The 24206-nt window shown below is 66.0% G+C and carries 23 protein-coding genes, 1 pseudogene and 2 riboswitches; of the genes and pseudogenes, 17 read left to right on the forward strand and 7 right to left on the reverse strand.

Going from position 1 to position 24206, the window contains the following annotated elements; genetic code table 11:
- The first annotated feature begins 159 nt into the window (after positions 1-159).
- The gene (locus H143_RS0109060; RefSeq protein ID WP_019937920.1) at positions 160-909 is read left to right on the forward strand and encodes a GntR family transcriptional regulator; all 750 of its coding nucleotides are present in this window, start codon (positions 160-162) and stop codon (positions 907-909) included.
- 31 nt (positions 910-940) lie between these two features.
- On the opposite strand, the gene H143_RS0109065 is transcribed toward H143_RS0109060, so the two are convergent.
- Positions 941-2185, reverse strand: coding sequence for an FAD-binding oxidoreductase (locus H143_RS0109065; protein ID WP_019937921.1), 1245 nt, complete (start codon positions 2183-2185; stop codon positions 941-943).
- An 87-nt stretch (positions 2186-2272) separates the two neighbouring features.
- Here H143_RS0109065 and H143_RS0109070 point away from each other — a divergent pair, with 87 nt between their 5' ends.
- From H143_RS0109070 to H143_RS0109095, 6 genes are all read left to right on the forward strand, one after another.
- Positions 2273-3469 carry an NAD(P)/FAD-dependent oxidoreductase gene (locus H143_RS0109070; RefSeq protein ID WP_155803361.1) on the forward strand — a complete coding sequence of 399 codons (1197 nt, stop codon included), beginning with the start codon at positions 2273-2275 and terminating at the stop codon, positions 3467-3469.
- 83 nt (positions 3470-3552) lie between these two features.
- Positions 3553-3643, forward strand: a riboswitch (glycine riboswitch).
- Positions 3644-3661: 18 nt separating this feature from the next.
- Positions 3662-3782, forward strand: a riboswitch (glycine riboswitch).
- Positions 3783-3871: 89 nt separating this feature from the next.
- Positions 3872-4972: a glycine cleavage system aminomethyltransferase GcvT gene (gene gcvT / locus H143_RS0109075; protein ID WP_019937923.1), complete on the forward strand. Its 1101-nt coding sequence runs from the start codon at positions 3872-3874 to the stop codon at positions 4970-4972.
- 43 nt (positions 4973-5015) lie between these two features.
- Positions 5016-5393: a glycine cleavage system protein GcvH gene (gcvH, locus tag H143_RS0109080; protein ID WP_019937924.1), complete on the forward strand. Its 378-nt coding sequence runs from the start codon at positions 5016-5018 to the stop codon at positions 5391-5393.
- A gap of 70 nt (positions 5394-5463) precedes the next feature.
- Positions 5464-8337 (forward strand): aminomethyl-transferring glycine dehydrogenase, encoded by a 2874-nt coding sequence (gene gcvP, locus H143_RS0109085; RefSeq protein ID WP_019937925.1) that lies wholly within the window; start codon positions 5464-5466, stop codon positions 8335-8337.
- Positions 8338-8441: 104 nt separating this feature from the next.
- Positions 8442-8909: a GNAT family N-acetyltransferase gene (locus H143_RS0109090; RefSeq protein WP_019937926.1), complete on the forward strand. Its 468-nt coding sequence runs from the start codon at positions 8442-8444 to the stop codon at positions 8907-8909.
- Positions 8910-8936: 27 nt separating this feature from the next.
- Positions 8937-9317, forward strand: coding sequence for an RNA-binding S4 domain-containing protein (locus H143_RS0109095; RefSeq protein ID WP_026349871.1), 381 nt, complete (start codon positions 8937-8939; stop codon positions 9315-9317).
- A 39-nt stretch (positions 9318-9356) separates the two neighbouring features.
- Here the strand turns inward: H143_RS0109095 and H143_RS0109100 are convergent, their stop codons facing one another.
- Positions 9357-10127, reverse strand: a complete 771-nt coding sequence (locus tag H143_RS0109100; protein WP_019937928.1) for a CDP-diacylglycerol diphosphatase — start codon at positions 10125-10127, stop codon at positions 9357-9359.
- 108 nt (positions 10128-10235) lie between these two features.
- Here H143_RS0109100 and H143_RS0109105 point away from each other — a divergent pair, with 108 nt between their 5' ends.
- The 4 genes and pseudogenes from H143_RS0109105 to H143_RS22955 all read left to right on the forward strand — a co-directional run.
- Positions 10236-10505, forward strand: coding sequence for a BrnT family toxin (locus tag H143_RS0109105; RefSeq protein ID WP_019937929.1), 270 nt, complete (start codon positions 10236-10238; stop codon positions 10503-10505).
- Entirely contained in the window at positions 10477-10770 is a 294-nt protein-coding gene (locus H143_RS0109110) for a BrnA antitoxin family protein (protein WP_026349874.1), read from the forward strand. The genes H143_RS0109105 and H143_RS0109110 overlap by 29 nt, the downstream gene beginning before the upstream one ends.
- Before the next feature lie 25 nt (positions 10771-10795).
- Positions 10796-11248 (forward strand): GNAT family N-acetyltransferase, encoded by a 453-nt coding sequence (locus H143_RS20325; protein ID WP_155803362.1) that lies wholly within the window; start codon positions 10796-10798, stop codon positions 11246-11248.
- A gap of 59 nt (positions 11249-11307) precedes the next feature.
- Positions 11308-11433: pseudogene (locus H143_RS22955) on the forward strand (VOC family protein); the annotation flags it as partial.
- Between the two features lie 33 nt (positions 11434-11466).
- Here the strand turns inward: H143_RS22955 and H143_RS0109120 are convergent.
- Positions 11467-12888, reverse strand: coding sequence for a PLP-dependent aminotransferase family protein (locus H143_RS0109120; RefSeq protein WP_026349875.1), 1422 nt, complete (start codon positions 12886-12888; stop codon positions 11467-11469).
- A gap of 212 nt (positions 12889-13100) precedes the next feature.
- Between H143_RS0109120 and H143_RS0109125 the strand changes: the two genes are divergently transcribed.
- The 3 genes from H143_RS0109125 to H143_RS0109135 all read left to right on the forward strand — a co-directional run bounded on the left by H143_RS0109125 (position 13101) and on the right by H143_RS0109135 (position 17145).
- Complete coding sequence (locus H143_RS0109125) at positions 13101-14384, forward strand: aspartate aminotransferase family protein (RefSeq protein ID WP_081627124.1); 1284 nt, start codon at positions 13101-13103, stop codon at positions 14382-14384.
- Positions 14385-14435: 51 nt separating this feature from the next.
- Positions 14436-15929, forward strand: coding sequence for a CoA-acylating methylmalonate-semialdehyde dehydrogenase (locus tag H143_RS0109130; RefSeq protein ID WP_019937934.1), 1494 nt, complete (start codon positions 14436-14438; stop codon positions 15927-15929).
- A gap of 115 nt (positions 15930-16044) precedes the next feature.
- Positions 16045-17145, forward strand: coding sequence for a YdgA family protein (locus H143_RS0109135; RefSeq protein WP_019937935.1), 1101 nt, complete (start codon positions 16045-16047; stop codon positions 17143-17145).
- An 87-nt stretch (positions 17146-17232) separates the two neighbouring features.
- On the opposite strand, the gene H143_RS0109140 is transcribed toward H143_RS0109135, so the two are convergent.
- Positions 17233-17724: a dihydrofolate reductase gene (locus H143_RS0109140; protein WP_019937936.1), complete on the reverse strand. Its 492-nt coding sequence runs from the start codon at positions 17722-17724 to the stop codon at positions 17233-17235.
- Positions 17725-17826: 102 nt separating this feature from the next.
- Between H143_RS0109140 and H143_RS0109145 the strand changes: the two genes are divergently transcribed.
- Both H143_RS0109145 and fghA read left to right on the forward strand, forming a co-directional pair.
- Entirely contained in the window at positions 17827-18936 is a 1110-nt protein-coding gene (locus tag H143_RS0109145) for an S-(hydroxymethyl)glutathione dehydrogenase/class III alcohol dehydrogenase (RefSeq protein ID WP_019937937.1), read from the forward strand.
- Positions 18937-18951: 15 nt separating this feature from the next.
- On the forward strand, positions 18952-19785 hold the full coding sequence (fghA, locus tag H143_RS0109150) for an S-formylglutathione hydrolase (protein ID WP_019937938.1): 834 nt from the start codon (positions 18952-18954) through the stop codon (positions 19783-19785).
- Positions 19786-19787: 2 nt separating this feature from the next.
- Here the strand turns inward: fghA and H143_RS0109155 are convergent, their stop codons facing one another.
- Positions 19788-20759 (reverse strand): thymidylate synthase, encoded by a 972-nt coding sequence (locus tag H143_RS0109155; RefSeq protein ID WP_019937939.1) that lies wholly within the window; start codon positions 20757-20759, stop codon positions 19788-19790.
- A 10-nt stretch (positions 20760-20769) separates the two neighbouring features.
- Positions 20770-21195, reverse strand: coding sequence for an OsmC family protein (locus H143_RS0109160; RefSeq protein ID WP_026349876.1), 426 nt, complete (start codon positions 21193-21195; stop codon positions 20770-20772).
- A gap of 291 nt (positions 21196-21486) precedes the next feature.
- Between H143_RS0109160 and coq7 the strand changes: the two genes are divergently transcribed.
- Entirely contained in the window at positions 21487-22122 is a 636-nt protein-coding gene (gene coq7 / locus H143_RS0109165; RefSeq protein WP_019937941.1) for a 2-polyprenyl-3-methyl-6-methoxy-1,4-benzoquinone monooxygenase, read from the forward strand.
- 516 nt (positions 22123-22638) lie between these two features.
- Here the strand turns inward: coq7 and pgi are convergent.
- A complete protein-coding gene (pgi, locus tag H143_RS0109175; RefSeq protein ID WP_019937943.1) occupies positions 22639-24204 on the reverse strand; it encodes a glucose-6-phosphate isomerase in 1566 nt (521 codons plus the stop codon).
- Between the last annotated feature and the right edge of the window lie 2 nt (positions 24205-24206).

Consider the following 24206-nt stretch of genomic DNA (forward strand, 5'->3'; position numbering starts at 1 on the left):
GTGACTGCCGGCCGCTCTACGGCCGGCTCGCCTGAACATAGTATTCAGTCATATCGCATGAGTCAACTAGATCATCTATATGAGTTGTATGATTTGAAAGGAGCCTGGGCGCACGGCTACACTGGGCGCTGAAAAATGCCGAAAAATCTGAAGCACGCAATGGATCTGAGCCCCCTTTCCGAGGCACCGCCCGACGCGCCTTTGTACGAACAGGTCAAGCACGCCCTGCTGATGGCGCTGATGCGCGGAGAGTGGACCCAGGGCGGGGCGATCCCACCCGAGAAGCAGTTGGCCGTGCGCTTGGGCGTGTCCATCGGCACGCTGCGCAAGGCCGTCGACGATCTCGTCGCCGAGAACATCCTGGTGCGCCGGCAGGGACGCGGCACCTATGTTGCCGAGCACAGCCGCAACGCCCATTTCTTCAAATTCTTTCGCATCGTGCGCCAGGACGGGCACAAGTCGTATCCCGTGACCACGCTGCAGCGCTTTGGCCGCGTCCGCGCATCCGCGCTGGTACGGGAAAAGCTCGGCCTGGCCAGCGGCGCCTATGTATTCGAGTTTTCCAATGTGCTCGCGCTCAACGGCGATGTGGTGCAGGTCGACGACATCAGCCTGCCCGAGGCGCGCTTTACGGGGCTGAACGAGCGGCAGCTGCGCGAGCGCGTCAGCACCTTGTACAGTTTTTACCAGGAATTTTTCGGCGTGAACGTCATCGCCACCGATGAAAGGCTGCGCTGTTGCGTGGCCCAGGCGCAGCATGCCGCCTGGCTGGGCGTTGCGCAAGGCGCTTCATTGCTGGAAGTGCGCCGGGTGGCCTATTCGTACAGCCGCCAGCCGGTGGAGTGGCGCATCTCGCGCGTCAACACCGAAAACTACGAATACCTGGGACAGGATACGACCCAGCTCTGAGGCGGGGATGGCCTGCCGGGCGCGCCCGGCGTCAGAACCGCTCGATCGAGAATGGCCTGAGCACGCGCTGGTCGTCGGGCCGGCCGGCCATGGCGCCGGCGATCAGCCTGCCGGTATTGGCCGATCCTGTCAGGCCCAGATGGCCGTGGCCGAAAGCGCACCACAGCCCAGGCCGACTGGGCACCGGGCCCAGCACCGGCATGGAGTCGGGCAGGCAGGGGCGGTGCCCCATCCAGGTCTGCGCGCTATCGACATCCAATGCCGGCAGGCCGGCGCGGGCGTGTTCGCCCAGCAAGCGTGCGCGTTTCATCGAGGGCGGGCGCGTCAGGCTGCCGAACTCCACCGTGCCGGCCAGGCGCAGGCCGGTTTCCATGGGCGTGATGAACAGCTTGCGGTCGGCCAGCACGACCTGATGCGCAAGTTCGAGATTGGGCCGGGCCAGCTGCAGGTGATAGCCGCGTTGGCTTTCAAGCGGTATCTTCCATCCCTGCGCGGCGAGCAGCGGCCCGGACCACGCGCCGGCGCAGACCACCACGCGTTGGGCCTGCCAGCGGCGCGTGCCGTCCGACAGCGTCCAGCCTGAAGCATCGGCCTGCAGCGACTGGATGGGGGCGGACACGAAGGTGGCCTGCATGGCGGCCAGGCGCGCCGCCAGGGCCTGGGCATAGCGCAACGGGTTGGCCACCCATCCTTCGGTGGGCAGGAAGACGCCGACGCGGTAGCCCGGGCCGACCTCGGGCTCCATGGCCTCGATGGTGGGGCGGCTGACCTTTTCCAGATGTAGCCCGTATTGCTGCTTGAGCGCCCATGAGGCCTGGTCTTTGGCGTAATAGGCTTCGTCGGGATAAAGGTGCAGTTGGCCGGTGCTGCGGATCAGCTCGCTCTGGCCCAGTTCGGCGGCGATCTGGGTATGCGCCTGCACCGAGCCGCGCAGCAGCTCGGACAGGGCCGCCGCGATGGCCCCGACGCGCTCGGGTCTGGATGCCGCCACGAAACGGGCCAGCCACGGTGCGATCTGCAGCCAGTAATAGGGCGGCACGTGCAGCGGTCCGCGCGAATCCAGCAGCATCGAGAAGGCGGTCTTTAGGATGCCGGGCGTGGCCAGCGGCACCACCGAACGCGAGGACAGCGCCCCGGCGTTGCCCGACGAGCACTGCGATCCCGCGGGATTGGGGTCGAACAGGGTGATGGCGTGACCCGCCTGGCGCAGGCTGTAGGCGGTACACAGGCCGACGATGCCGGCGCCGACGATGGCGATGCGTTCGCCTTGCTGCATGAGAGATCCCTTGTCGCGTGATACGCGTGGCAAGCAATGATAGCGTTCCTGCGGCGGCGGCGCGTCGCGATCTGGTCAAATAGCGCCATGAGCGATTCCTTCGACGTTGCCGTGATCGGCGCCGGCGCGGCCGGCATGATGTGCGCCGCGGTGGCGGGCCTGCGCGGCCTGCGCGTGGTGCTGATCGACCACGCTGCGAAGCTGGCCGAGAAAATCCGCATTTCGGGCGGAGGCCGCTGCAACTTCACCAACATCGGCGCTGGTCCGGGCAATTTCCTGTCGGAAAACCCCCATTTCTGCCGCTCGGCCCTGGCGGGCTATACGCCGCGCGATTTTCTCGATCTGGTGCGCAGCCATCGCATCGCCTGGCACGAAAAGCATCGCGGCCAACTGTTCTGCGACCAATCCAGCGCAGACATCATTGACATGCTGCGCGCCGAATGCGGGCAGGGCGCCGTGGCCTGGCGCATGTCTTGCGCAGTACGCGAGATCGCGCGCAGCGATGCGGGCTACGAACTGCGCACCAGCCTGGGCCTGCTGCGCGCGGCCAAGCTGGTGATCGCCACCGGCGGCATGGCCATTCCGCAACTGGGCGCCACCGATTTCGGTTTGAAGGTGGCGCGCCAATTCGGTCTGAAGGTCGTCGAGCCGCGTCCCGCGCTGGTGCCGCTGACCTTCGACGCGGCGCAGTGGCAGCCTTTTGCGGAACTTTCCGGCGCGGCGCTCGAAGTCGATCTGCAAACCGGACAGGACAAGGCCGGCGGCCGCTTTCTGGAGGACCTGCTGTTCACGCACCGCGGCCTGTCGGGACCCGCCATCCTGCAGATATCGAGCTACTGGAATCCCGGCCAGGCCGTGCAGATCGACCTCGCGCCAGGGCGCGACATGGCCGAAGAATTGTTGGCGCTCAAGCCCGGCAGTAAACAACAGTTGCAGACCGTGCTGAGCGAACGGTGGCCCCGGCGGCTGGCGGAAGCCTGGTTGCGGGTCGCGGGCGTGGGCGCCGGCGCGAGGCTGGCCGATATGTCCGACAAGGCCTTGCGCGCATTGAGCGAACGCATTCACCGCTGGCAGCTCGTCCCCATCGGCACCGCGGGCTACAAAAAAGCCGAAGCCATGCGCGGCGGCGTGGACACGCGCGGCCTGGACCAGAAGTCTATGCAGGCCAAGGCCGTCCCCGGCCTGCATTTCATCGGCGAGACCGTGGACGTCACCGGTTGGCTGGGCGGCTACAACTTTCAATGGGCCTGGGCTTCGGGCGTGGCTTGCGGCCGGGCGCTGTAAACGGGGCGGGAGCGCGCCCGAACGAACCCGGGTTTTCCCAGGCAAGAACCCCAGACAAGCCGGTTATACTGCGCCCTGCTGTGATGCAGGGTGCGGGAGAGAGCGGACGCAAGTCCGCCGCCGAAGGCGCAATTCGCCCGGAATCGCTCAGGTAACCCATACCGCACCTGCCCGGCGTCCACATCGGCGCCGAAACAGCACTCTGGAGAGACCTGGCGCCCTGTGATTGCGGGCCGCCCAGGCGCCGAAGGTGCAAACCCGCCGTTCCCAGCGACGCGGGGCAACTCTCAGGCAAAAGGACAGAGGGGCGGAACATCGGCCGGTGACGCGAGTCGTCCGGAGCGCTTTCCGCTTCCGTTGCCGGCATTGCGTAAATCGACCGTAGCCACGGAGTCTTCCCGCATGTCCGCACCTTTGCAGCGCACCCCGCTTTACGACGCCCACCTCGCCGCCGGCGCCCGCACCGTCGATTTCGGCGGCTGGGACATGCCCGTCAACTACGGCTCCCAGATCGAAGAGCACCATGCCGTGCGCCAGGCCAGCGGCATGTTCGACGTGTCGCACATGCTCAACGTCGACGTGACCGGCGACGGCGCCTACGACTTCCTGCGCCGGCTCGTCGCCAACGACGTAGCCAAGCTCACCACGCCGGGCAAGGCGCTCTACAGCTGCATGCTCAATCCGCAGGGCGGGGTGATCGACGATCTCATCGTCTACTTCTTCGCCTCCGATGCCTGGCGAGTGGTGGTCAACGCCGGCACGGCCGACAAGGACGTGGCCTGGATGCGCCGCGTCGCCGCGTCGGGCAAGTTCGAGGTGACCATCACGCCGCGCCGCGACCTGGCCATGGTGGCCGTGCAAGGCCCGCAGGCCCGCGCCAAGGTCTGGGCCGTGCGCCCGGCCTGGAAGGCCGCCACGGAAAACCTCACGCCCTTCTCGGGCGCGGCATTGGACGGCGACACGCTGGTGGCGCGCACCGGCTACACCGGCGAAGACGGCTTCGAGATCGTGCTGCCGGCCGGTGAGGCCACGGCTTTCTGGAACGACCTCGCCGCCGCGGGCGTGCGGCCCTGCGGCCTGGGCGCGCGCGACACGCTGCGTCTGGAAGCCGGCATGAATCTTTACGGCCAGGACATGGACGAACTCATCCATCCCGACCAGGCCGGGCTGACCTGGACGGTCTCGTTCAAGGACGCCGCGCGCCGCTTTATCGGCCGCGATGCCATCGAGCAGTTCGCCACGCCCGCCGCCTTCCTGGGCCTCAAATTGCGCGACCGCGGCGTGATGCGCTCGCACATGAAGGTGCAGACCGCGCTGGGCGAAGGCGAAGTCACCAGCGGCACCATGTCGCCCACGCTAAACGTGTCGGTGGGATTTGCCCGGCTGCCCGTCGGTGTCAAGCCCGGCGACGCCGTGCAGGTCGACATCCGCGGCAAGTGGGTGCCCGCCCAGGTTTGCAAGCTGCCTTTCGTGCGCAACGGCAAAGCCGTCGAGCACGCCTGATTTCATCGCTCAATCCCAATCCTTTTCTCCAGGAGCTCACCCCATGAGTCTGCCCACCGATCGCAAGTACACCGAGTCCCATGAGTGGGTGAAGGCCGAAGACGGCGTCTTTGTCATCGGCATTACCGACAACGCCCAGAACCAATTGGGCGACATCGTCTTCGTGGGCGATGTCGATGTCGGCGCCAAGCTGGGCGCGGGCGACACCGCCGCCGTAGTCGAATCGGTCAAGGCCGCTTCCGACATCTACGCGCCGGTGGCCGGCGAGGTCGTCGCCTTCAATGACGCGCTGGACGCCAATCCGTCGGCCATCAACGAATCGCCCTACGAAGCCTGGATCTTCAAGATCAAGCCGAACAACGCCGCCGACGCCGACGCCCTGATGGATGCCGCCGGCTACGCCGCGGCCAACGGCCTGTAATCGACGTCGTAAGACGGCCGCGCCGGCCTGGTCCGGTGCGGCCCGCACCCCTGTTTCCGAGATAGCCCCCATGCCGAGCGCCCTGGACACCCATACCGATTTCATTCCCCGCCATATCGGCCCCAACGAGGCCGATCAGGCCAAGATGCTGGCCGCGGTGGGCAGCCCCAGCCTCGATGCCCTGATCGGCGAAGTGGTGCCTCCGGGCATCCGGCTGGCCCAGCCCCTGACCCTGCCCGCCTCGCGCGACGAGGCCGACGTGCTGGCCGAACTGCGCGGCATGGCCGGCAAGAATCAGGTCTTGCGCAACTATATCGGCCAGGGTTACTACGGCACGCACACGCCCAACGTCATCCTGCGCAACATCCTCGAGAACCCTGCCTGGTACACGGCCTATACGCCCTACCAGCCCGAGATATCGCAAGGCCGGCTGGAGGCGCTGCTCAACTACCAGACCATGGTGGCCGACCTCACGGGCCTGGACATCGCCAACGCTTCGCTGCTGGACGAGAGCACCGCCGCCGCCGAGGCCATGACGCTGGCGCGCCGCAGCGCCAAGAGCAAGAGCAATGTTTTCTTCGTGTCCAAGCACTGCCATCCGCAGACCATCGAAGTGGTGCGCACGCGCGCCGAGGGCCTGGGTATCGAGATTGCCGTGGGTGACGAGTCCCAGGAACTGCCCGAGTGCTACGGCGTGCTGCTGCAGTATCCGCACAGCCTGGGCGGCGTGAGCGACTACCGGGCGCTGGCCCAGTCCGTGCATGCGCAGGGCGGCGTGGTGGCCTGCGCCACCGACCTGCTGGCCCTGGCCCTGCTGGCCGCGCCCGGCGCTTGGGGCGCCGACATCGCCGTCGGCTCGGCCCAGCGTTTCGGCGTGCCTTTCGGCTTCGGCGGGCCGCACGCCGGCTTCATGGCCTGCAAGGACGCGCACAAGCGCAACCTGCCCGGCCGCCTGGTGGGCGTGTCAAAGGATGCGCAAGGCAACTACGCGCTGCGCCTGGCGCTGCAGACGCGCGAGCAGCACATCCGCCGCGAGAAGGCCACCTCCAACATCTGCACCGCCCAAGTGCTGCTGGCCGTGATGGCCGGCATGTACGCGGTCTGGCACGGCCCGGTCGGCATCGCGCGCATTGCCCAGCGCGTGCAGCGCTATACCGCCGTCCTGCGCGAAGCGCTGGTCATGCTGGGCGTGCGGGTGGGCAACGACACCTTCTTCGACACCTTGCTGCTGCATACCGGTTCGAACACCGGCGCCATTCTGGCCGCCGCCGAGCAGGCCGGCATCAATCTGCGCCGCGTCAGCAGCACCAACCTGGCCGTATCGCTCGATGAGACCGTGACGGCGCTGGATCTGCAAGCGCTGGTGAACGTCTTTGGCGCCGGTTTGCAAAAAAGCGTGGGCATGCTCAGCGTCCAGGCGCTGGCGAGCAAGGTCGCCAGCGGCATTCCCGCCGCGCTGCGCCGCGAGGGCGCCATCCTGTCGCATCCGGTCTTCTCGAGCGTGTCGTCCGAGACCGACATGCTGCGCTACCTGCGCAAGCTGGCCGACAAGGACCTGGCGCTCGATCGCAGCATGATCCCGCTCGGTTCGTGCACCATGAAACTGAACGCCACGGCCGAGATGATCCCGGTGACCTGGCCCGAGTTCGCCAACCTGCATCCCTACGCGCCGGCCTCGCAGAGCAAGGGCTATCGCGAACTGATCGAGCGCCTGTCCGCCGCGCTGTGCGAGATCACCGGTTACGACAATATCAGCCTGCAGCCCAACTCGGGCGCGCAGGGCGAGTACGCGGGCCTGCTGGCCATCCGCGGCTACCACCGCGCCAACGGTCAGGCCCAGCGCAATATCTGCCTGATTCCGTCCTCGGCGCACGGCACCAACCCCGCCTCGGCCAACCTGGCCGGCATGGATGTGGTGGTGGTGGCGTCCGACGACAAGGGCAACGTCGACATCCCCGACCTGAAGGCCAAGATCGCGCAGGTGGGCGACAAGCTGGCGGCACTGATGATTACCTACCCGTCCACGCACGGCGTGTTCGAGGAAGCGGTCGTCGAGATCTGTGATCTGGTGCATGCCGCCGGCGGCCAGGTCTACCTGGACGGCGCCAACATGAACGCCATGGTCGGACTGGCCCAGCCCGGCAAGTTCGGCTCCGACGTCTCGCATCTGAACCTGCACAAGACCTTCTGCATTCCACACGGCGGCGGCGGACCGGGCGTGGGTCCCGTGGCGGTGCGCGCGCATCTGGCGCCCTTCCTGCCCGGTGTGCTGGACGCCCAGGGCAAGCTGCCCGAAGGCAGCAAGACCGGCCCTGTGTCGGCCGCGCCTTTCGGTTCGGCCAGCATCCTGCCGATTCCCATGGTGTACATCGCGCTGATGGGCGCCGAGGGCCTGAAGCAGGCCACCGAGGTGGCCATCCTCAACGCCAACTACATTGCCACGCGCCTGAGCCCGCACTATCCCGTGCTGTATTGCGGCCGCAACGGCCGCGTGGCCCACGAGTGCATTCTCGACCTGCGCCCCCTCAAGGATGCCACCGGCATCTCGGGCGAGGACGTGGCCAAGCGCCTGATGGACTACGGCTTTCATGCGCCGACCATGAGCTTTCCCGTGGCCGGCACGCTGATGATCGAGCCCACCGAGTCGGAAAGCCTGCACGAGATCGACCGCTTCATCGCCGCGATGATTTCCATCCGCCAAGAGATCGCCCAGATCGAACGCGGCGAACGCGATGCCCAAGACAACGTGCTCAAGAACGCCCCGCATACCGCGCAGATGCTGCTGGCCGAAGAATGGCACCACGCCTATCCGCGCCAGCAGGCCGCCTATCCGGTGGCCAGCCTGCGCGAGAGCAAGTACTGGCCGCCGGTGGCGCGCGTGGACAATGTCTACGGCGACCGCAATCTGGTGTGCTCGTGCCTGCCCATCGAGGCGTATGCTTGAGGCTGTAGCGATGCCCGAGCCCGGGCGCGAGTCCGGGCCTTGACGAAACAAAAGAGGCGGCCGCGGCCGCCTCTTTTCATGTGCACGGGAACAAGGCGGGGGATATGGATAAAGGCTTCATCGTCAGGTCGGTCCGGCAAGCGGACTTCCCATTGTGGAAGCTGTTATGGGACGGCTACAACGCGTTCTACGGCCGAGCGGGCGTCACGGCGCTTGATCCGGAGATAACCGCGACCACGTGGAGGCGTTTTTTCGACGGCTACGAACCCATGTATGGGCTCGTAGCCGAGAGCGAAGAGGGCGGTCTGCTGGGGCTGACGCACTACCTGCTTCACCGCAGCACGACGCAGATCGGGCCCAACTGCTACCTGCAGGATCTCTTCACCGCCGAGGCTGCCCGCGGCAAAGGCGTGGGCCGCGCGCTCATCGAGGCGGTCTATCAGCGCGCTGCCCAGGCCGACGCCGGCCGGGTGTATTGGCAGACCCAAACGCACAACGCCACGGCCCGCAGGCTTTACGACGCCGTGGCGGAAGATTCGGGCTTCATGGTTTATCGCAAACTGATGCCGTAGGCATTGAATCGGGCGCACAGTATGGCAATCGAGAAAATCCGCCTGGACAAATGGCTGTGGGCCGCGCGCTTCTACAAGACGCGCAGCATTGCCGTCGATGAGATCGGCAAGGGGCGGGTCCATGTGAACGGCGCGGTGGGCAAGCCTTCGCGCGAAGTGGGGCCTGGCGACCTGGTCAGCATCCGCAAGCAGGATCTGGTGTTCCATATCGAGGTGCGCGGCGTAAGCGGCGCGCGCGGCCCGGCGCCGGTGGCGCGCCTGCTGTACGAGGAGACGCCGGAGAGCATCAAGGCGCGCGAGCGCGCCGCTACGTTGAGAAAACTGGCGCCCGAGCCGGCGCTGGACCTACGCGAAGGCCGGCCGACCAAGAAGGACAGGCGTACGATCGACGGTTTTCGGGGGCGTTAGAGTCCGGCTGCACGGGCCTGCCGTTTGGACCCGGCGAGCTTACTTGCCCACGTCCTTGCAGCTGTGATCCTGCAGTTCTTCGGCCGAACCCGGATTGGCATTCTGGCCGCGGGCCTGGTAGTACCCATCCACCACGAAGAACCCGCCCGGCGCGGTTGCCATGAAGATGGCGTGATCGCCGATGGCCTGCCCCTGGGCTTCGGCCTGCTTCAGCACTCGATCGTAGGGATGCACGCGCTTCGCCGTGGCGGATGCAACGCGCATCAGTCGATAGAAATGATTATTCAAGCGCGCATCCACCCACGTTCCCGGCGCCGCGTCGTCATAGGCGGATAAGGCATTGCGCATGGCCTGCGACATGCAGTCGATATGGATGTGCAGCTGATTCTGCGAACGCCCCTTGGCCGAGTTGATCGCCAGGCTCATCAAGGCGTCCGGCACGTGCGCGTCCAAGGCCTTGCTGACGAAATCCCGGTTTTCCCAGGCATCGAGGAAGTAGTCGGGTGCGCCGGGCTGTGAGAGCGCCGGGCTTTCCATGCCCGCCACGCGCGCGGTGGGTATCAGCAAATACTGCCCCTGGCCGCGTATGTCCTTGAGCAGGGCGTAGCCGTCCGGGCTCACCTTGGCGCATTTGCCCGGCCCTTTGCCGGCGGCGTCCGACGGCACGCACGACTGGCTGACGATCTGCCACAGTGCATCGGGGTTGTGGACGTAGACGACCGCCTGGCAACCGAGGAGCAGCGCTGCCGTGATGGCCAGGCCTGTCGCGGCCTGCAGGATCCGCCGTGTGCTTGCGGACATGCGTGACATGAAGAGCGCTCGAGCGGCTTTCGGAGAGGAGATTTTGCTCATAATCGCGCTTCGTTTTGAAGGGTTGATGTTAATTTTTGTATGGACAAAAATAGATGAGAATGGACTTTGATCGCGAAAAAAAACAGGATCAACAGTATCGCCCGGGGCGTTTTCTTGGCCGAGGCTGCAAATCTTGATGGTGAGACGGCCATTTTCTGGCTCGATGCACGACAAGATGATGGCAAAGACCGCTACGTCGCATTGGGCTACATCGCCGCGCGCTTGTACTGCGTGGTCTACACGAATCGGACGGACGCGCGGCGCATCATCAACCTGCGTAAGGCCAATTTGCGCGAGGAAAGGCGCGATGCCCAAACTCAAACCTGGTCACATTAGTCCTACGCCGAAAGAAGATGCGCTGATCCGCAAGCAAATAGAAGCGGATCCGGACGCTTGGTGCCCGACGGATGAGGAATGGGAGCGCATAAAACCGACGGTGCGTGCCGGCGTCGGCCGCCCCAAAGCCGAAGCCACCCAAGAGCGCATCGCGATCCGGCTGTCGCCCGGCGTGCTGGAGACATTCCGCGCATCCGGCGCGGGCTGGCAGACGCGCATCGACGCGGCGCTACGCGATTGGCTGCGCACGCACAAGCTGGGTTGAAGAATCTTCGTACGATGATATGAACATGCCGCGACAACTCCGCACTCGCCCCGCGACACCCGCCGATCTGCCGTTTCTCATGCGGCTGCGCAAGCGGACGATGCACGCGCATCTGGCGCGCGCCGGCGAGCGGCTCGACGACGATTGGCATCACCAGCGCGTCATGGCGCATTTCGATTCGGCCCACATCGTCTGCCTGGATGAAACCCCTGTGGGTCTGTTCAAACACTATCGCACGCAAGAAGAATGGGTGCTGGTGCAGATACAGCTATTGCCCGAGCACCAGGGCCAGGGCATCGGCGAGCGCTTGATCCGGGGCTTGTTGGACGATGCCAGGCAGGCCGGCCTTCCCGTCGCACTTAGCGTGTTGCACGGCAACCCGGCGCGCAGGCTGTACGAACGGCTCGGTTTCGAGCAAACGGCTGCGCGGGGCAATGAATTCGAGATGCGGTGCCGTCCTTCTTTGCAAGCGCGATAAGCCTTGAGCGGGCGGGATGGCGCCGCACGCGCCGCGATCGATCTGGCCCTATGCAGACACTGTTGCACGGCGGCACGTGCGAAGGGCCGCCGGGATTGCTGCCGCACTATCGCGCCGACGATTACGGTGCTTGCTTCAGAGACCCGGAAGGCAACAGACTCGGCGTGTGCTGGCATGACCCGGCGCAGGCGGCCGGCGGAGGTTGGCTCACGCCCGGCTCATGCTTTGCGCAAAAAACGCCACAGCGTTTCGTCGAGCGAATACGCCACGTTAAAACGTATCCAGGGCAGGTCCGTCTGGTCCACGTCGAAGTAAGACCCCGGCGCTAGCCAGATGCCCTCCTGCGATGCCTGCTGCGCCAGGGCATTGGCGCCTGGTGTGCCCGCATCCTCATCCACCCCCGCAGGCCGGGCCCACAGGAACAGGCCTGCCTGGGGCCGCGCCGCGAGGTCGAAACCCGCTTCGTCCATCCGCGTCTCGACCTCGGCGTGCGCCTGTGCCAGCCGCTCGCGCGTGCGCAGGATATGTCCGCGATAACGGCCTTCGCGTATGACCTGGTGCACGATGCGTTCCATGATCTCCGGCGACGTCAGGCCGGCCGCCATTTTGGTGCGCGCCAGATCGCCCACCAGATCGCGGTGTGCCACCACATAACCCACGCGCACCGACGGGCTGATGACCTTGGAATAGCCGCCCAGGTAGACCACGCGCTGCAGTCCGTCGAGCGCCGCCAATAGCGGCGCGACGCCCGGCAGCAGTTCGCGCGAGATGTCGTCTTCCACCACCCACATGCCGTGCTGCTGCGCCAGTTGCAGCAGGCGAAAGGCCGTGGCCATGGTCAGGGTCGTGCCGCTGGGATTCTGCAGCACGGTGTTGATGAAGATCGCGCGCGGCTTGTGTTCGCGGGCGAGCCGGTCCAGCGCCTCGCAATCGGGCCCCGAGCCGCCGCGCGGCACGGCCAGCGCGCGCATGCCGGCCAGGCGCAGCAGGGGCAGAAGATTGGCGTAGCCGGGCTGCTCGACCAGCACGGTGTCGCCGGGCTGCAACAGGGTGCGGATGACCAGATCCAGTCCGTGCGTCACGCCCTGGGTGAGCACGATCTGGTCGGCCTCGGCCTGCAGGCCGTGGACCGTGAGTCCGGCGGCGATGGCTTCGCGCAGGGGCGCGTGGCCATACGGGTGGCCGTAGCCCGATATGCGCAGCGCCGGCACGCGCCCCATATGGCGCAGGGCCTGATGCAGGCCCTCTTCGTTGAGCCATTCGCGCGGTAGCCAGCCGCAGCCGGCCTTGATCGGGGTGGAGTGATCGGCGTAGATGTCCGACAGCAGCCAGTCCGCGCCCAGCCTGGGGGGCTGCCAGTCGGCGGGGGAGACGGACGGTCGGGGCGCCTGGCCGCTCGGCGCGATCCGGTAGCCCGAGCCGGGCCGCGCCGCCAGCCAGCCCAGCGCCGCCAGCCGCGCATAGGCGCCCGCCACGGTATAGGTGCTGATGCCGTGCTCGCGCGCGAACGCCCGCACCGAGGGAACAGACATGCCGGGCCGCAGCGTCTGCGCGGCAATGGCCTGGACGTAGGCATCCACGATTTGATCCACAAGTGTACTGGCCCCGTTTCGGGTCCGGTCGGGCTGAAAATCGAGCATGAATGGCGGTTCCAGAATGGAAAGGCGGAGCAGGAAATCTGTACAGTTATAAAAATATAACCAATACAGATAGCGTCCTATATTGGGATTGTATATGTTCAGGCCCGATCGCCAGGACCAGAATTCCACCACTCATTTCCTGGGTGAGCCACGCGCGCTCGCCCTGTTTCCTGGAACCCGTCATGGCCGACCTCGATCTTTCCCATCTGTGGATGCCCTTTACCGCCAACAAGCAATTCAAGGCGCAGCCGCGCCTGCTGACCGGCGCTTGCGGCATGTACTACACCTCGGCCGACGGCCGCCAGATCCTGGACGGCACGGCCGGCCTGTGGTGCGTGAACGCCGGCCATTGCCGCACCGAGATCGTCCAGGCGATCGCCCGCCAGGCTGCCCAGATGGACTATGCGCCGGCCTTCCAGCTGGGCCATCCCCTGGTCTTCGAGGCCGCGTCCGCCGTGGCCGGGATCATGCCCCAGGGCATGGACCGCATCTTCTTCACCAATTCCGGTTCCGAGTCGGTCGATACGGCCCTGAAGATCGCGCTGGCCTACCACCGCGCACGCGGCGAGGGCCAGCGCACGCGCCTGATCGGCCGCGAGCGCGGCTATCACGGCGTGGGCTTTGGCGGCATCTCGGTGGGCGGCATCTCGCCCAACCGCAAGGCCTATTCGGGCGCACTGCTGCCCGGCGTGGATCACATTGCCCATACGCACAATCTGGAAAAGAACGCCTTCTCCAAGGGCCAGCCGGCCTGGGGCGCGGAACTGGCCAATGATCTGGAGCGCGTGATCGCGCTGCACGATCCCTCGACCATCGCCGCGGTGATCGTCGAGCCTCTGGCGGGCTCCACTGGCGTGCTGGTCCCGCCCGTGGGCTATCTGGAGCGCCTGCGCGAGATCACGTCCAAGCACGGCATTTTGCTGATTTTCGACGAGGTCATCACGGCATTTGGCCGCCTGGGCGCGGCCACGGCCGCCGAGCGTTTCGGCGTCATGCCCGACATCCTCACCCTGGCCAAGGGCCTGAGCAACGCGGCCGTGCCTTGCGGCGGCGTGGCGGTGCGCCGCGACGTGCACGACACCGTGGTCAATGCCACGGCGGCTGGCATCGAGCTGTTCCACGGCTACACCTATTCGGGCCATCCGCTGGCCATGGCCGCCGTGGTCGCCACGCTGGACCTCTATCGCCGCGAGGGGCTGTTCAAACGCGCCGCCGAGATGTCGCCGACTTTCGAGGCGGCAGCCCACGCCCTGAAAGACGCCAGGCACGTGGTGGACGTGCGCAACCTGGGCCTGGTGGCCGGCATCGAGCTCAAGTCGCGCGACGGCGCGGTCGGCGCCCGGGCCGCCGAAGTGTTCCAGAAGTGCTTCGACCAGGGCCTGATGGTGCGCTACACCGGCGAAATTCTGGCCGTGTCGCCGCCGCTCATCATCTCCGAGGCGCAGATCGCCGAGATGTTCGAACGCATCGGCAAGGTGCTGGCCACGGTGGCTTGAGCCGCCGCCCGCATCCACCCAGATCCTTTTTTCCCCGGCAAGAAAGAATTCATGAACCAGCTTACCCATTACATCAACGGCCAGCCTGTCGCGGGCCGCAGCGGTCGCCACACCGAAGGCCACAACCCCGCCACGGGCGAACTGACGCGCTCGGTACCGCTGGCCGACGCGGCCGAAGTCGATGCCGCCGTGGCTGCCGCGGCCGCGGCGTTTCCGGCCTGGGCCGAAACGCCGCCACTCAAGCGCGCGCGCATTCTGTTCAAGTTCAAGGCGCTGATCGAGGAGCACCAGGACGAATTGGCCGAGATCATTACGCGCGAGCACGGCAAGGTCTTTACCGACGCGCTGGGCGAAGTCACGCGCGGTCTGGAAATCGTGGAGTTCGCCTGCGGCATTCCGCACCTGCTCAAGGGCCAGTACACCGACCAGATCGGCGGCGGCATCGACAACTGGACCATGCGCCAGCCGCTGGGCGTGGTGGCGGGCATCACGCCCTTTAACTTCCCGATGATGGTGCCGTGCTGGATGTTCCCGGTGGCGCTGGCCTGCGGCAATACTTTCGTGCTCAAGCCTTCCGAGCGCGATCCTTCCTGCGCCAACCGCCTGGCCGAGCTGCTCGAGCAAGCCGGGCTGCCCGACGGCGTATTCAATGTGGTGCACGGCGACAAGTCGGCGGTGGATGCGCTGATCGCGCATCCCAAGGTCGAGGCCCTGTCTTTTGTGGGTTCGACGCCGATCGCCGAGTACATCTATTCCGAGGGCACTCGGCGCGGCAAGCGCGTGCAGGCCCTGGGTGGCGCCAAGAACCATATGGTGGTCATGCCCGACGCCGATCTGGATCAGGTCACCGACGCATTGATGGGCGCCGCCTACGGTTCGGCCGGCGAGCGCTGCATGGCAATCTCGGTGGCCGTGCTGGTGGGCGAGGTGGCCGACAAGGTCATCGAACGCCTGGTGCCGCGCGTGAAGTCGTTGGTGGTCAAGAACGGCCTGGAGCGCGATGCCGAGATGGGGCCGGTGGTCACGCAGCAGCACCGCGCCAAGATCCTGGGCTATATCGAGGACGGCATCGCCTCGGGTGCCCAGATGCGGGTCGACGGCCGCGGCCTTACGGTACCCGGCCACGAAAACGGATTTTTCCTGGGCGGCACGCTATTCGACCACGTCACGGCTGACATGAAGATCTACCGCGAGGAGATATTCGGGCCGGTGCTATGCGTGGTCCGCGTGCCTGATTTTGCCAGCGCCGTGGCGCTGATCAATGCCCATGAATTCGGCAACGGCGTGGCGTGCTTCACGTCCGACGGCGGCATCGCGCGGGCCTTCGCGCGCCAGATCAAGGTGGGCATGGTGGGCATCAACGTGCCCATCCCGGTGCCCATGGCCTGGCATTCCTTTGGCGGCTGGAAGCGTTCGCTGTTTGGCGATCACCATGCTTATGGCGAAGAGGGCGTGCGTTTCTACACGCGCAATAAGAGCATCATGCAGCGCTGGCCCGACAGCATCGCCAAGGGCGCGGAGTTCGCCATGCCGGTGGCCAAGTAAGCGCTTCCCGGGCGAAAGACCCGCCAGGATCGCCGCAGCGCATTCAAGTACCATAGAGCCGCGCCGGAGGGTTTTCCGGCGCGGTTTTTTGTCGATATGACGTTGGGATGCCAAAATGAAGAAATCAGCGATTGTCGGCGGGGTGGTCGTAGTCCTGGCCGCCGGCTGGCTGGGCAGCACCTGGTACACAGGCAAGCGCCTGCAGGCCGAGGCGCCCGAGCGCCTGGCCGAGCTGAATCAGCGCTTGATCCAGGTCTATCCGGCCTACGGCATGAAGGTCGAGCAGCTGAGCTATGTGCGCGGCTTTTTCTCCTCGCACGCGCGCTACGGCCTGACCATGGTGGGCAAGGCCCGGGACGCCAGCAATCCGGTGTTGCCGGCCGGCGCGCTGCAGGTCGATGTGACGGCCTACCACGGGCCTTTCCCGCTGCAGGCGCTGTCGCACGGCATCGTCGGGCCGCGCCTGGCCTGGGTGCACAGCGCGATCGCGCGGACCGATGCGGCCAAGGCGCTGTTCGATGCGGCGCATGGCAAGACGCCGGTTTCGAGCGACATCGCCCTGTCCTATGGCGGCAATACCCAGAGCACCCTGAATGTGGCGCCCCTGGACCTTACCTACAAAGGCCACAAGATCGCGTTCGGCGGCGCGCAGTCGCGCAGCCGGTTCAATCGCTCGACGCAGGATCTGCAAAGCACGACGGAGTTCGCTTCGCTGTCGTACGACGGCGCGAACCTGGGCGGCGGGCAGGTATCGATCAAGGCCAATCCCCAGTCGCTGGAGATCGATCCCCTGATCTGGAAGACGGACAAGGGCGAAGGCCGTTTCATGATGACGGCCAAGGGGCGGTTACCGCAGGACGAGGCTGGCCAGCCGGCCAATGCCGACGCGGCCAAACCGGCCCTGGCATCGTTGACGGCCAAGCTGATCCTGTCCAAGGCCATGCTCAATGAGCTGACCGCGAGCTATCTGGTCATTGCGCAGGGCATGAGCCAGCAAGAGGCCGACAAGGCCGCGCCCAGGCAGGTGAACGGCGTGGCGGGCATTGGAACCATGCTGGGGTTGGTGCGCGACGACGGCTCCAATCTGGTGACCGACGTGCGGTACGGCAAGGGCAAGCTGTCCATCAACGGACACGAGCGCGATGTCAGCGAGATAGAGCAGATGTTGCCTGGCGTGGGGGATGGCAGCAACGACGGCAGCGGCGATAGCAATTGATTGCTACCGCGCTGAGCGGCCTGCTGGCGGGCTGTTGCGTGTTGGTTTTTTAGTTGCAGTTCTTAAGCCGCATCGTCGCTGCGCGCTTTAATCTGTAATGCGCTCGTATGTCACGAAGTCGTATTGCAGGCCATTCTCCGCAGGCTGCGACTGGCGGCCCGTTTCGCGCCATTGGCCTGGCGGCAGCTCGGGGAACCAGGCGTCGCCGTCGATAAGGGTGTGTACTTCGGTCGCCACGATGCGCTCGGCGGCGGGCAGGGCCAGGGTGTAGAGCTGGGCGCCGCCGATTACGAACGGCGCCGCGTCCTTGGGGCAGGCATCTTGCGCTGCCTGCAGGGAAGCCGCCACCACGGCGCCTTCGGCCGCGTAGCCGGCTTGGCGTGTGACCACGATGTTGGTGCGGCCCGGCAGCGGCCGGCCCAGGGATTCCCAGGTCTTGCGGCCCATGATGATGGGGTGGCCCAGCGTGGTGCGCTTGAAGTGGGCCAGGTCGCCCGGCAGCTTCCAGGGCAGTTTGTTGTCGCGTCCGATGACACGGTTGTTGGCGTACGCGACGATCAGGGTGAGGCGGTGCGGCATGGGCGTGAAATGCGAATGAGGTGTGAGGCGAAGTGGTCCGCGCCTTGCGCGTACTACTATATACGTTCGTATAAGCCCCTCTTTGCTCTCACCGGGATAGTCATGAAATCACGTGCCGCAGTTGCCTTCGCGCCGGGCAAGCCTCTGGAAATCGTCGAGATCGACGTTGCGCCGCCCAGAAAGGGCGAGGTGCTGGTCAGGATCACCCATACGGGCGTATGCCATACCGATGCCTTCACGCTGTCGGGTGACGATCCGGAAGGGCTGTTTCCGGTGGTGCTGGGCCATGAGGGCGCCGGCATCGTGGTCGAAGTCGGTGAAGACGTGACCAGCGTCAAGCCCGGCGACCATGTGATTCCGCTTTATACCGCCGAATGCGGCGAGTGCCTGTTCTGCAAGTCGGGCAAGACCAATCTGTGCGTGGCCGTGCGCGCGACGCAAGGCAAGGGCGTGATGCCGGACGGCACCTCGCGCTTTTCCTACCAGGGCAAGCCCGTCTATCACTACATGGGCTGCTCGACCTTCAGCGAATATACGGTGGTCGCCGAGGTGTCGCTGGCCAGGATTCATCCCGATGCGAATCCCGAGCATGTCTGCCTGCTCGGTTGCGGCGTGACGACCGGCATCGGGGCGGTGCACAACACCGCCAAAGTGCAGCCGGGCGACAGCGTGGCGGTGTTCGGCCTGGGCGGCATAGGCCTGGCGGTGATCCAGGGCGCGCGCCAGGCCAAGGCGGGGCGCATCATCGCCATCGATACCAATCCGGGCAAGTTCGAGCTGGCCAAAACCTTCGGCGCCACCGACTGCGTCAATCCCAAGGAGTTCGACAAGCCCGTCCAGCAGGTCATCGTCGAGATGACGGGCTGGGGCGTGGATCACTCGTTCGAATGCATCGGCAACGTCAACGTCATGCGCGCCGCGCTCGAGTGCGCGCACCGCGGCTGGGGGCAGTCCATCATCATCGGCGTGGCCGGCGCGGGCCAGGAGATCTCCACCCGGCCTTTCCAGTTGGTGACCGGCCGCAGCTGGCGGGGCACGGCGTTCGGCGGCGTAAAGGGCCGTTCGCAGTTGCCGGGCATGGTCGAGGACGCGATGCAGGGCAAGATCGAACTTGCGCCCTTCGTCACGCACACGCGCCATCTGGACGAGATCAACGAAGCCTTCGATCTGATGCACGAAGGCAAGTCGATCCGCACTGTCGTGCGCTATTGAACGAGGCCTAGCCCCATGGAGCGTATCGAGCAGCACGCCAGCCACGGCGGGTCTCAGCAGGTCTGGAAACACGTGTCGCCCACGCTGGGCTGCGAGATGCGCTTTGGGCTTTACCTGCCCGAGGCGGCCTTGCGCGGCCAGGCATGTCCCGTGCTGTACTGGCTGTCGGGCCTGACCTGCACCGAGCAGAATTTCATTACCAAGGCCGGCGCCCAGGAATATGCGGCCCGCCATGGACTCATTGTGGTGGCGCCCGACACCAGCCCGCGCGGCGCGCAGGTGGCCGACGACGCGGCCTACGACCTGGGGCAGGGCGCGGGCTTTTATGTCAACGCCGCGCAGCAGCCGTGGGCGGCGCACTACCGAATGTACGACTACGTGGTCGAAGAGCTGCCCGCATTGATCGAAGCAACGTTTCCCGCCACGGACAGGCGTGCGATCAGCGGGCATTCGATGGGCGGCCATGGCGCGCTGGTCATCGCGCTGCGCAACCCGGGCCGCTACCGCAGCGTGTCGGCGTTCTCGCCTATCGTCGCGCCCAGCCAGGTGCCGTGGGGCCAGAAGGCGTTCTCGGCGTATCTCGGCGACGATCGTCAAGCCTGGGGGCAGTACGACACGGTAGCGCTGGTCGAACATGCCGCCGAACGGCTGCCGCTACGGATCGACCAGGGGGAAGGCGACGAATTCCTGCAGAGCCAGTTGCAGCCACAGCGGCTGCAGGCGGCCTGCGACGCGGTCGGGCATCCTCTGCAGCTGAACATGCGCCCCGGATACGACCACAGCTATTACTTCATTTCCAGCTTCATCGGCGAGCATATCGCCCACCACGCGCAGGCACTGCGCGGCTAGCGTCAAACGGCCATCGGCGCGGTCAGCGGCGCATGGTGCAGGTAGTCCGCCAGGACGAAGTCCGAGGGTTCCACGCGTTCCAGCCAATCGGGTTCGTACTTGCCGGTGACGGCGTAGTCGGGAACGCGGTCCGACAGCTGTAGGCGCGGCGGGGCGTAAGGTTCGCGCGCGAGTTGCTCGCGCAGCATGGGCAAATGGTTTTCGTAAATGTGCGCGTCGCCAATGAAGTACGAGAACCAGCGCGGTCTGTAGCCGGTGAGCCGGCCGACAAGGTGCAGCAGGGCCGCGCCTTCGGCGAGGTTGAACGGCGTGCCCAGGCCCACGTCGTTGCTGCGGATGTACAGGCATAGCGAGATCTCGCGCGTGCCGGCATTGGGCAGGAACTGATAGAGCAGGTGGCAGGGTGGCAGCGCCATTTCCTCGAGTTGCGCCCAGTTCCAGCCGTGGAACAGGATGCGCCGGTCGCCCGGGCGTTCGATGATGGTGTCCAGGCACTGGCGCAGCTGATCGACCGCCTTGTAGAGCAGCACGTGCGGCTGGCCGTTCTCCTGAATGTCGGCCACTTTGGCATAGCCGCGCGAGAGTGCGTCGGCGATCTGCCCGGGTCGCGCCGCGGGCAGCGATTTATAGGCCGGCCACTGGCGCCATTGCACGCCGTAGACCGGACCCAGGTCGTCCGGGCCTTCACGGTAGGGGTTGGCCAGCCACTGCGCGTTTTCGTTGGCGTTCTGGTCCCAGACTTTGCAGCCCAGCGCGCGGAAATCGGCGGCGCTGCGCGTGGCGCGCATGAAGCCCACCAGTTCGCCGATGGCCGATTTGAAAGCCAGCCTCTTGGTGGTGACTGCGGGAAAGCCCTGCTGCAGGTCAAAGCGCAGCGCGGCGCCCGGCAGCGACAGGGTGCGCACGCCGGTGCGGTTTTCCTGCCAGCTGCCCTGGTCGATGATGGCGCGCACGAGGTCCAGGTACTGTTTCATCGGTGCGCGCTCAAAGGGACTGGACGATCTCGACGCCGAAGGTCAGTTCGGCGGTCTTCTCCAGCATGGCCGAGGCCGAGCAATATTTTTCGTGCGACAGCGCCACGGCGCGCTCGACGGCTTCGCGCGGCAGATCGCGGCCGGTGACGGTGAAGGCAAAATGGATCTTGGTAAAGACCTTGGGGTCGGCGGCGGCGCGCTCGGCTTCGAGTTTGACGCTGCAGCCGGTTACGGCGTGTCGGCCGCGCTTGAGTATGAGCACGACGTCGTAGGCGGTGCAGCCGCCGGTGCCGACCAGGACCATTTCCATGGGGCGGGGCGCCAGATTATGGCCTCCGCCGTCGACGGCGCCATCCATCACGGTGGCGTGGCCGCTGCCGGTGCTGGCGGTAAAGAGCATGCCCGAGGGGCCGCCCCATTCGACTGTGCATTCCATGTTTTGGGTCCTTGCGGGTGTTCGTTACCTGAGTTCTTGCGTCGGTCGTCGCGGTTGGGCGAACCTAGGGACCCGCCTTTTTGGCGCAGGCCCCGGCAGGGGCCGAGTCAGTCGACCAGGCCGGGGTCCCTGGGGCCGTCCAACCGCGACGAACCGGGAACCTTAGCCACCGATATTACCCCGTTGCGTAAAATGTCCCTTTTATGCCCATGCTGGAAGATCGCCATGCCGTCCACGACCCTGCCATTTACCCGGATGCTCGCCAAGCTGCCTCGGCTGCCGAGGCCCCCGATGCGGCCCGGTTTCATCGACGGGTTGCTGGACGAAGCCGACCGGGCCTTGCGGGTGTTGTCGGGCGCGGCGTCGGCGGGCAGGCCCTATCCGGCCAAGGCCCAGGAGCCTGCCAACCAGTTGTCGGACAAGGAGAAGCGCCACGCAGCGGGGCTGATGCGTGTCAACCACGTGGGCGAAGTCTGCGCGCAGGCGCTGTACCGAGGGCAGGCCGTGGGCTGCCGCGACGAAGCGGCCCGTAATTTGCTGCGCGAGGCGGCAGCGGAGGAAGTCGATCACCTGGTCTGGTGCGGTCGGCGCCTGGACGAGCTGGGCAGTCGCCCCAGCCTGCTCAATCCCCTCTGGTATGCCGGCTCCTTCGCGCTGGGCATGCTGGCTAGCTACGCCGGCGTGCCGCGCAACCTGGGTTTCATGGCCGAGACCGAGCGCCAGGTCGAGGCGCACTTGGAAGGGCATTTGCAGACCCTGCCCGAACAGGACCGGCGTTCGCGGGAAGTGGTGCAGTGCATGAAGGACGACGAGGCCGGCCATCGCGACAGTGCCGAACGGGCGGGCGCAGTGTCCTTGCCGCCCTTGGCGCGAGGAGCCATGCGGGCCATGTCCAAGGCCATGACGGGCACCGCGTATTGGATTTGATACATCTGGGTTCAAAAATTCTTGCACTGCACAATAGTTTTGAGTATGATTGAGTCATCGGATGCCGAAACGCAGATGGCACGGTTCAAAAGCAAGCCCAACCCCTTCTGCAGCGATCCCGAAGCTGGCCAGTAACATTCCAGCCCAGGTTGATCCCGACATGCCAAGGTTGTCTCCTCCACCCTCCTCCTTTGGTGGATTTAGCCCGAGATCTTTCGATCTCGGGCTTTTTTTTATCCTAAAATGATGTGGCCCTCTTTTCATCGAGAGCCTCGGACGTACGTAGCTGTAGTCCAGCTGTAGTCCTTTAGGCAGCGCCTAAACCCTGCGAGCGCCTAAATGAGGGGGCAGTCCGCTTCACAGAGCTTGCAAACCCTGCTCAGTTGGAACCCTGCGAGCGCCTAAATGAGGGGGCAGTCCGCTCAGCGGACCTTGGCCGCTTAAGGCGGCGGCCCAACCCGGCACTCCGAAGCGAACAGGGCTTAGCTGCTGCCTACAGGACGGCCCAAGGACCAATCACTGCCGACTCAGCAAGCCAATCCAATGCCGAGTCGAAGCATCCTTCCAGGCTCCCGCGCCTGCATCGGCGGCATCCAGCTCTGCGATGATGCGTTTGGCCAACACTTTCCCGAATTCGACGCCCCACTGGTCGAAGGTGTTGATCCCCCACAGCACGCCCTGCGTGAACACCTTGTGCTCGTACAGCGCCAGCAGCGCGCCCAGCGTGTGGGCGGTGAGCCTGGGTAGCATGATCAGCGTGGAAGGGCGCCCGCCCGGATGCACGCGATGGCGCGCCAGCAGCGCGGCCTGGGCCGGATCGCTTTCGGTGCGCTGGGTCTCGCTCAGGGCCTCTTCATAGGGCTTGCCCGTAAGCAGGGCCGCGCGCTGAGCCAGGCAGTTGGCCAGCAGAATACGGTGATTGCGTCCGTAGTCATGGTCGGGTTGGCGGCAGGCGATGAAATCGACCGGCGCGCCCTGGGCATCCTGGTGCATCCATTGGAAAAACGTGTGCTGGCTGTCGGTTCCCGTCATGCCCCAGACCACCGCACTGGTGGGCACGCCGGCCGGCGTGCCGTCGGCGGTGGTCGACTTACCCAGCGACTCCATTTCCAGCTGCTGCGCCCAGGGCACCAGGTAGGCCATGCGCGAGTCGTAAGGCGCGATGGCCTGCGTGGCATAGCCGAGCACGCTGCGGTTGGCCACCGCGGCCAGCGCCATCTGCACCGGCGCGTTGGCGGCGATGGGGGCGGCCAGGAAGTGATCGTCCATGCTTTGGGCGCCGCCCAGCAGTTCGTCGACGGTGTCGTTGCCCAGCGCCAGGGCAATGGGCAGGTGGATGGCGGACCACAGCGAATAGCGGCCGCCTACCCAGTCCCAGAAACGGAAGATGCGCTCGTGGGCCACGCCGAAATCACGCGCGGCCTGCGGCGCGGCTGTCACGGCGACCATGTGGCTGAACGGGTCGGCAATACCGGCCTGGCGCAGCCAGTCCAGCGCGACCTGCGCATTGGCCAGCGACTCGGTTGTGGTGAAGGTCTTGGAGGAGACGATCACCAGGGTCTGCGCCGGGTCGAGTTCGCCCAGCTGCAGCAGGATGTCGTGCGCATCGACGTTGGCCGCGAAGCGAATGCGGCGATGCAGGCCTTTGTCGCCCAGTGCGCGCACCACCATGCGCGGCCCCCAGTCGCTGCCGCCGATGCCCAGGTGCAGCACATGCCTATAGGCGCCGCGGGCATCGGCGTCGGCGACGAACTGCCGCACGCGCTGGCGCTCGCCCAGTATCTGCGCTGCCACGGCGGCTGGCGGCTGAGCGGCACGCAGGGCGGTATGCCAGGCCGCCCGGTGTTCCGTCCAGTTGATGGATTCGCCTGCGAAGAGGCCCGCGCGGGTTCTCTCGAAACCTTGCTGCGCCAGCAAAGCCGCGCCAGCCAGGTCAAGCGGCGCGCTGTGGCGCTGCGTGGTCAGGTCGACCTGCAGGCCGGCCGCCTCGATGATGCGCAGGGACGCGCCGTCCAGCGGCGCGCCGCGCGCTGCTGCGGCGAACTGCTGCCAGGCGGGGCTGGAGGGAAGATCGGAAGGCATGG

It is taken from the genome of Bordetella sp. FB-8 (assembly GCF_000382185.1).
GTDB lineage: Bacteria > Pseudomonadota > Gammaproteobacteria > Burkholderiales > Burkholderiaceae_B > Bordetella.

Coding starts and splice junctions, on each gene's coding strand:
- H143_RS0109130 (WP_019937934.1), top strand. CDS start 14,436: ATGAACCAGCTTACCCATTACATCAACGGCCAGCCTGTCGCGGGCCGC.
- H143_RS0109125 (WP_081627124.1), top strand. CDS start 13,101: ATGCCCTTTACCGCCAACAAGCAATTCAAGGCGCAGCCGCGCCTGCTG.
- pgi (WP_019937943.1), bottom strand. CDS start 24,204: ATGCCTTCCGATCTTCCCTCCAGCCCCGCCTGGCAGCAGTTCGCCGCA.
- gcvP (WP_019937925.1), top strand. CDS start 5,464: ATGCCGAGCGCCCTGGACACCCATACCGATTTCATTCCCCGCCATATC.
- H143_RS20325 (WP_155803362.1), top strand. CDS start 10,796: ATGCCGCGACAACTCCGCACTCGCCCCGCGACACCCGCCGATCTGCCG.
- H143_RS0109135 (WP_019937935.1), top strand. CDS start 16,045: ATGAAGAAATCAGCGATTGTCGGCGGGGTGGTCGTAGTCCTGGCCGCC.
- H143_RS0109065 (WP_019937921.1), bottom strand. CDS start 2,185: ATGCAGCAAGGCGAACGCATCGCCATCGTCGGCGCCGGCATCGTCGGC.
- H143_RS0109070 (WP_155803361.1), top strand. CDS start 2,273: ATGAGCGATTCCTTCGACGTTGCCGTGATCGGCGCCGGCGCGGCCGGC.
- H143_RS0109100 (WP_019937928.1), bottom strand. CDS start 10,127: ATGTCACGCATGTCCGCAAGCACACGGCGGATCCTGCAGGCCGCGACA.
- H143_RS0109145 (WP_019937937.1), top strand. CDS start 17,827: ATGAAATCACGTGCCGCAGTTGCCTTCGCGCCGGGCAAGCCTCTGGAA.
- gcvT (WP_019937923.1), top strand. CDS start 3,872: ATGTCCGCACCTTTGCAGCGCACCCCGCTTTACGACGCCCACCTCGCC.
- gcvH (WP_019937924.1), top strand. CDS start 5,016: ATGAGTCTGCCCACCGATCGCAAGTACACCGAGTCCCATGAGTGGGTG.
- H143_RS0109155 (WP_019937939.1), bottom strand. CDS start 20,759: ATGAAACAGTACCTGGACCTCGTGCGCGCCATCATCGACCAGGGCAGC.
- H143_RS0109160 (WP_026349876.1), bottom strand. CDS start 21,195: ATGGAATGCACAGTCGAATGGGGCGGCCCCTCGGGCATGCTCTTTACC.
- H143_RS0109060 (WP_019937920.1), top strand. CDS start 160: ATGGATCTGAGCCCCCTTTCCGAGGCACCGCCCGACGCGCCTTTGTAC.
- H143_RS0109090 (WP_019937926.1), top strand. CDS start 8,442: ATGGATAAAGGCTTCATCGTCAGGTCGGTCCGGCAAGCGGACTTCCCA.
- coq7 (WP_019937941.1), top strand. CDS start 21,487: ATGCGGCCCGGTTTCATCGACGGGTTGCTGGACGAAGCCGACCGGGCC.
- H143_RS0109120 (WP_026349875.1), bottom strand. CDS start 12,888: ATGCTCGATTTTCAGCCCGACCGGACCCGAAACGGGGCCAGTACACTT.
- H143_RS0109110 (WP_026349874.1), top strand. CDS start 10,477: ATGCCCAAACTCAAACCTGGTCACATTAGTCCTACGCCGAAAGAAGAT.
- fghA (WP_019937938.1), top strand. CDS start 18,952: ATGGAGCGTATCGAGCAGCACGCCAGCCACGGCGGGTCTCAGCAGGTC.
- H143_RS0109140 (WP_019937936.1), bottom strand. CDS start 17,724: ATGCCGCACCGCCTCACCCTGATCGTCGCGTACGCCAACAACCGTGTC.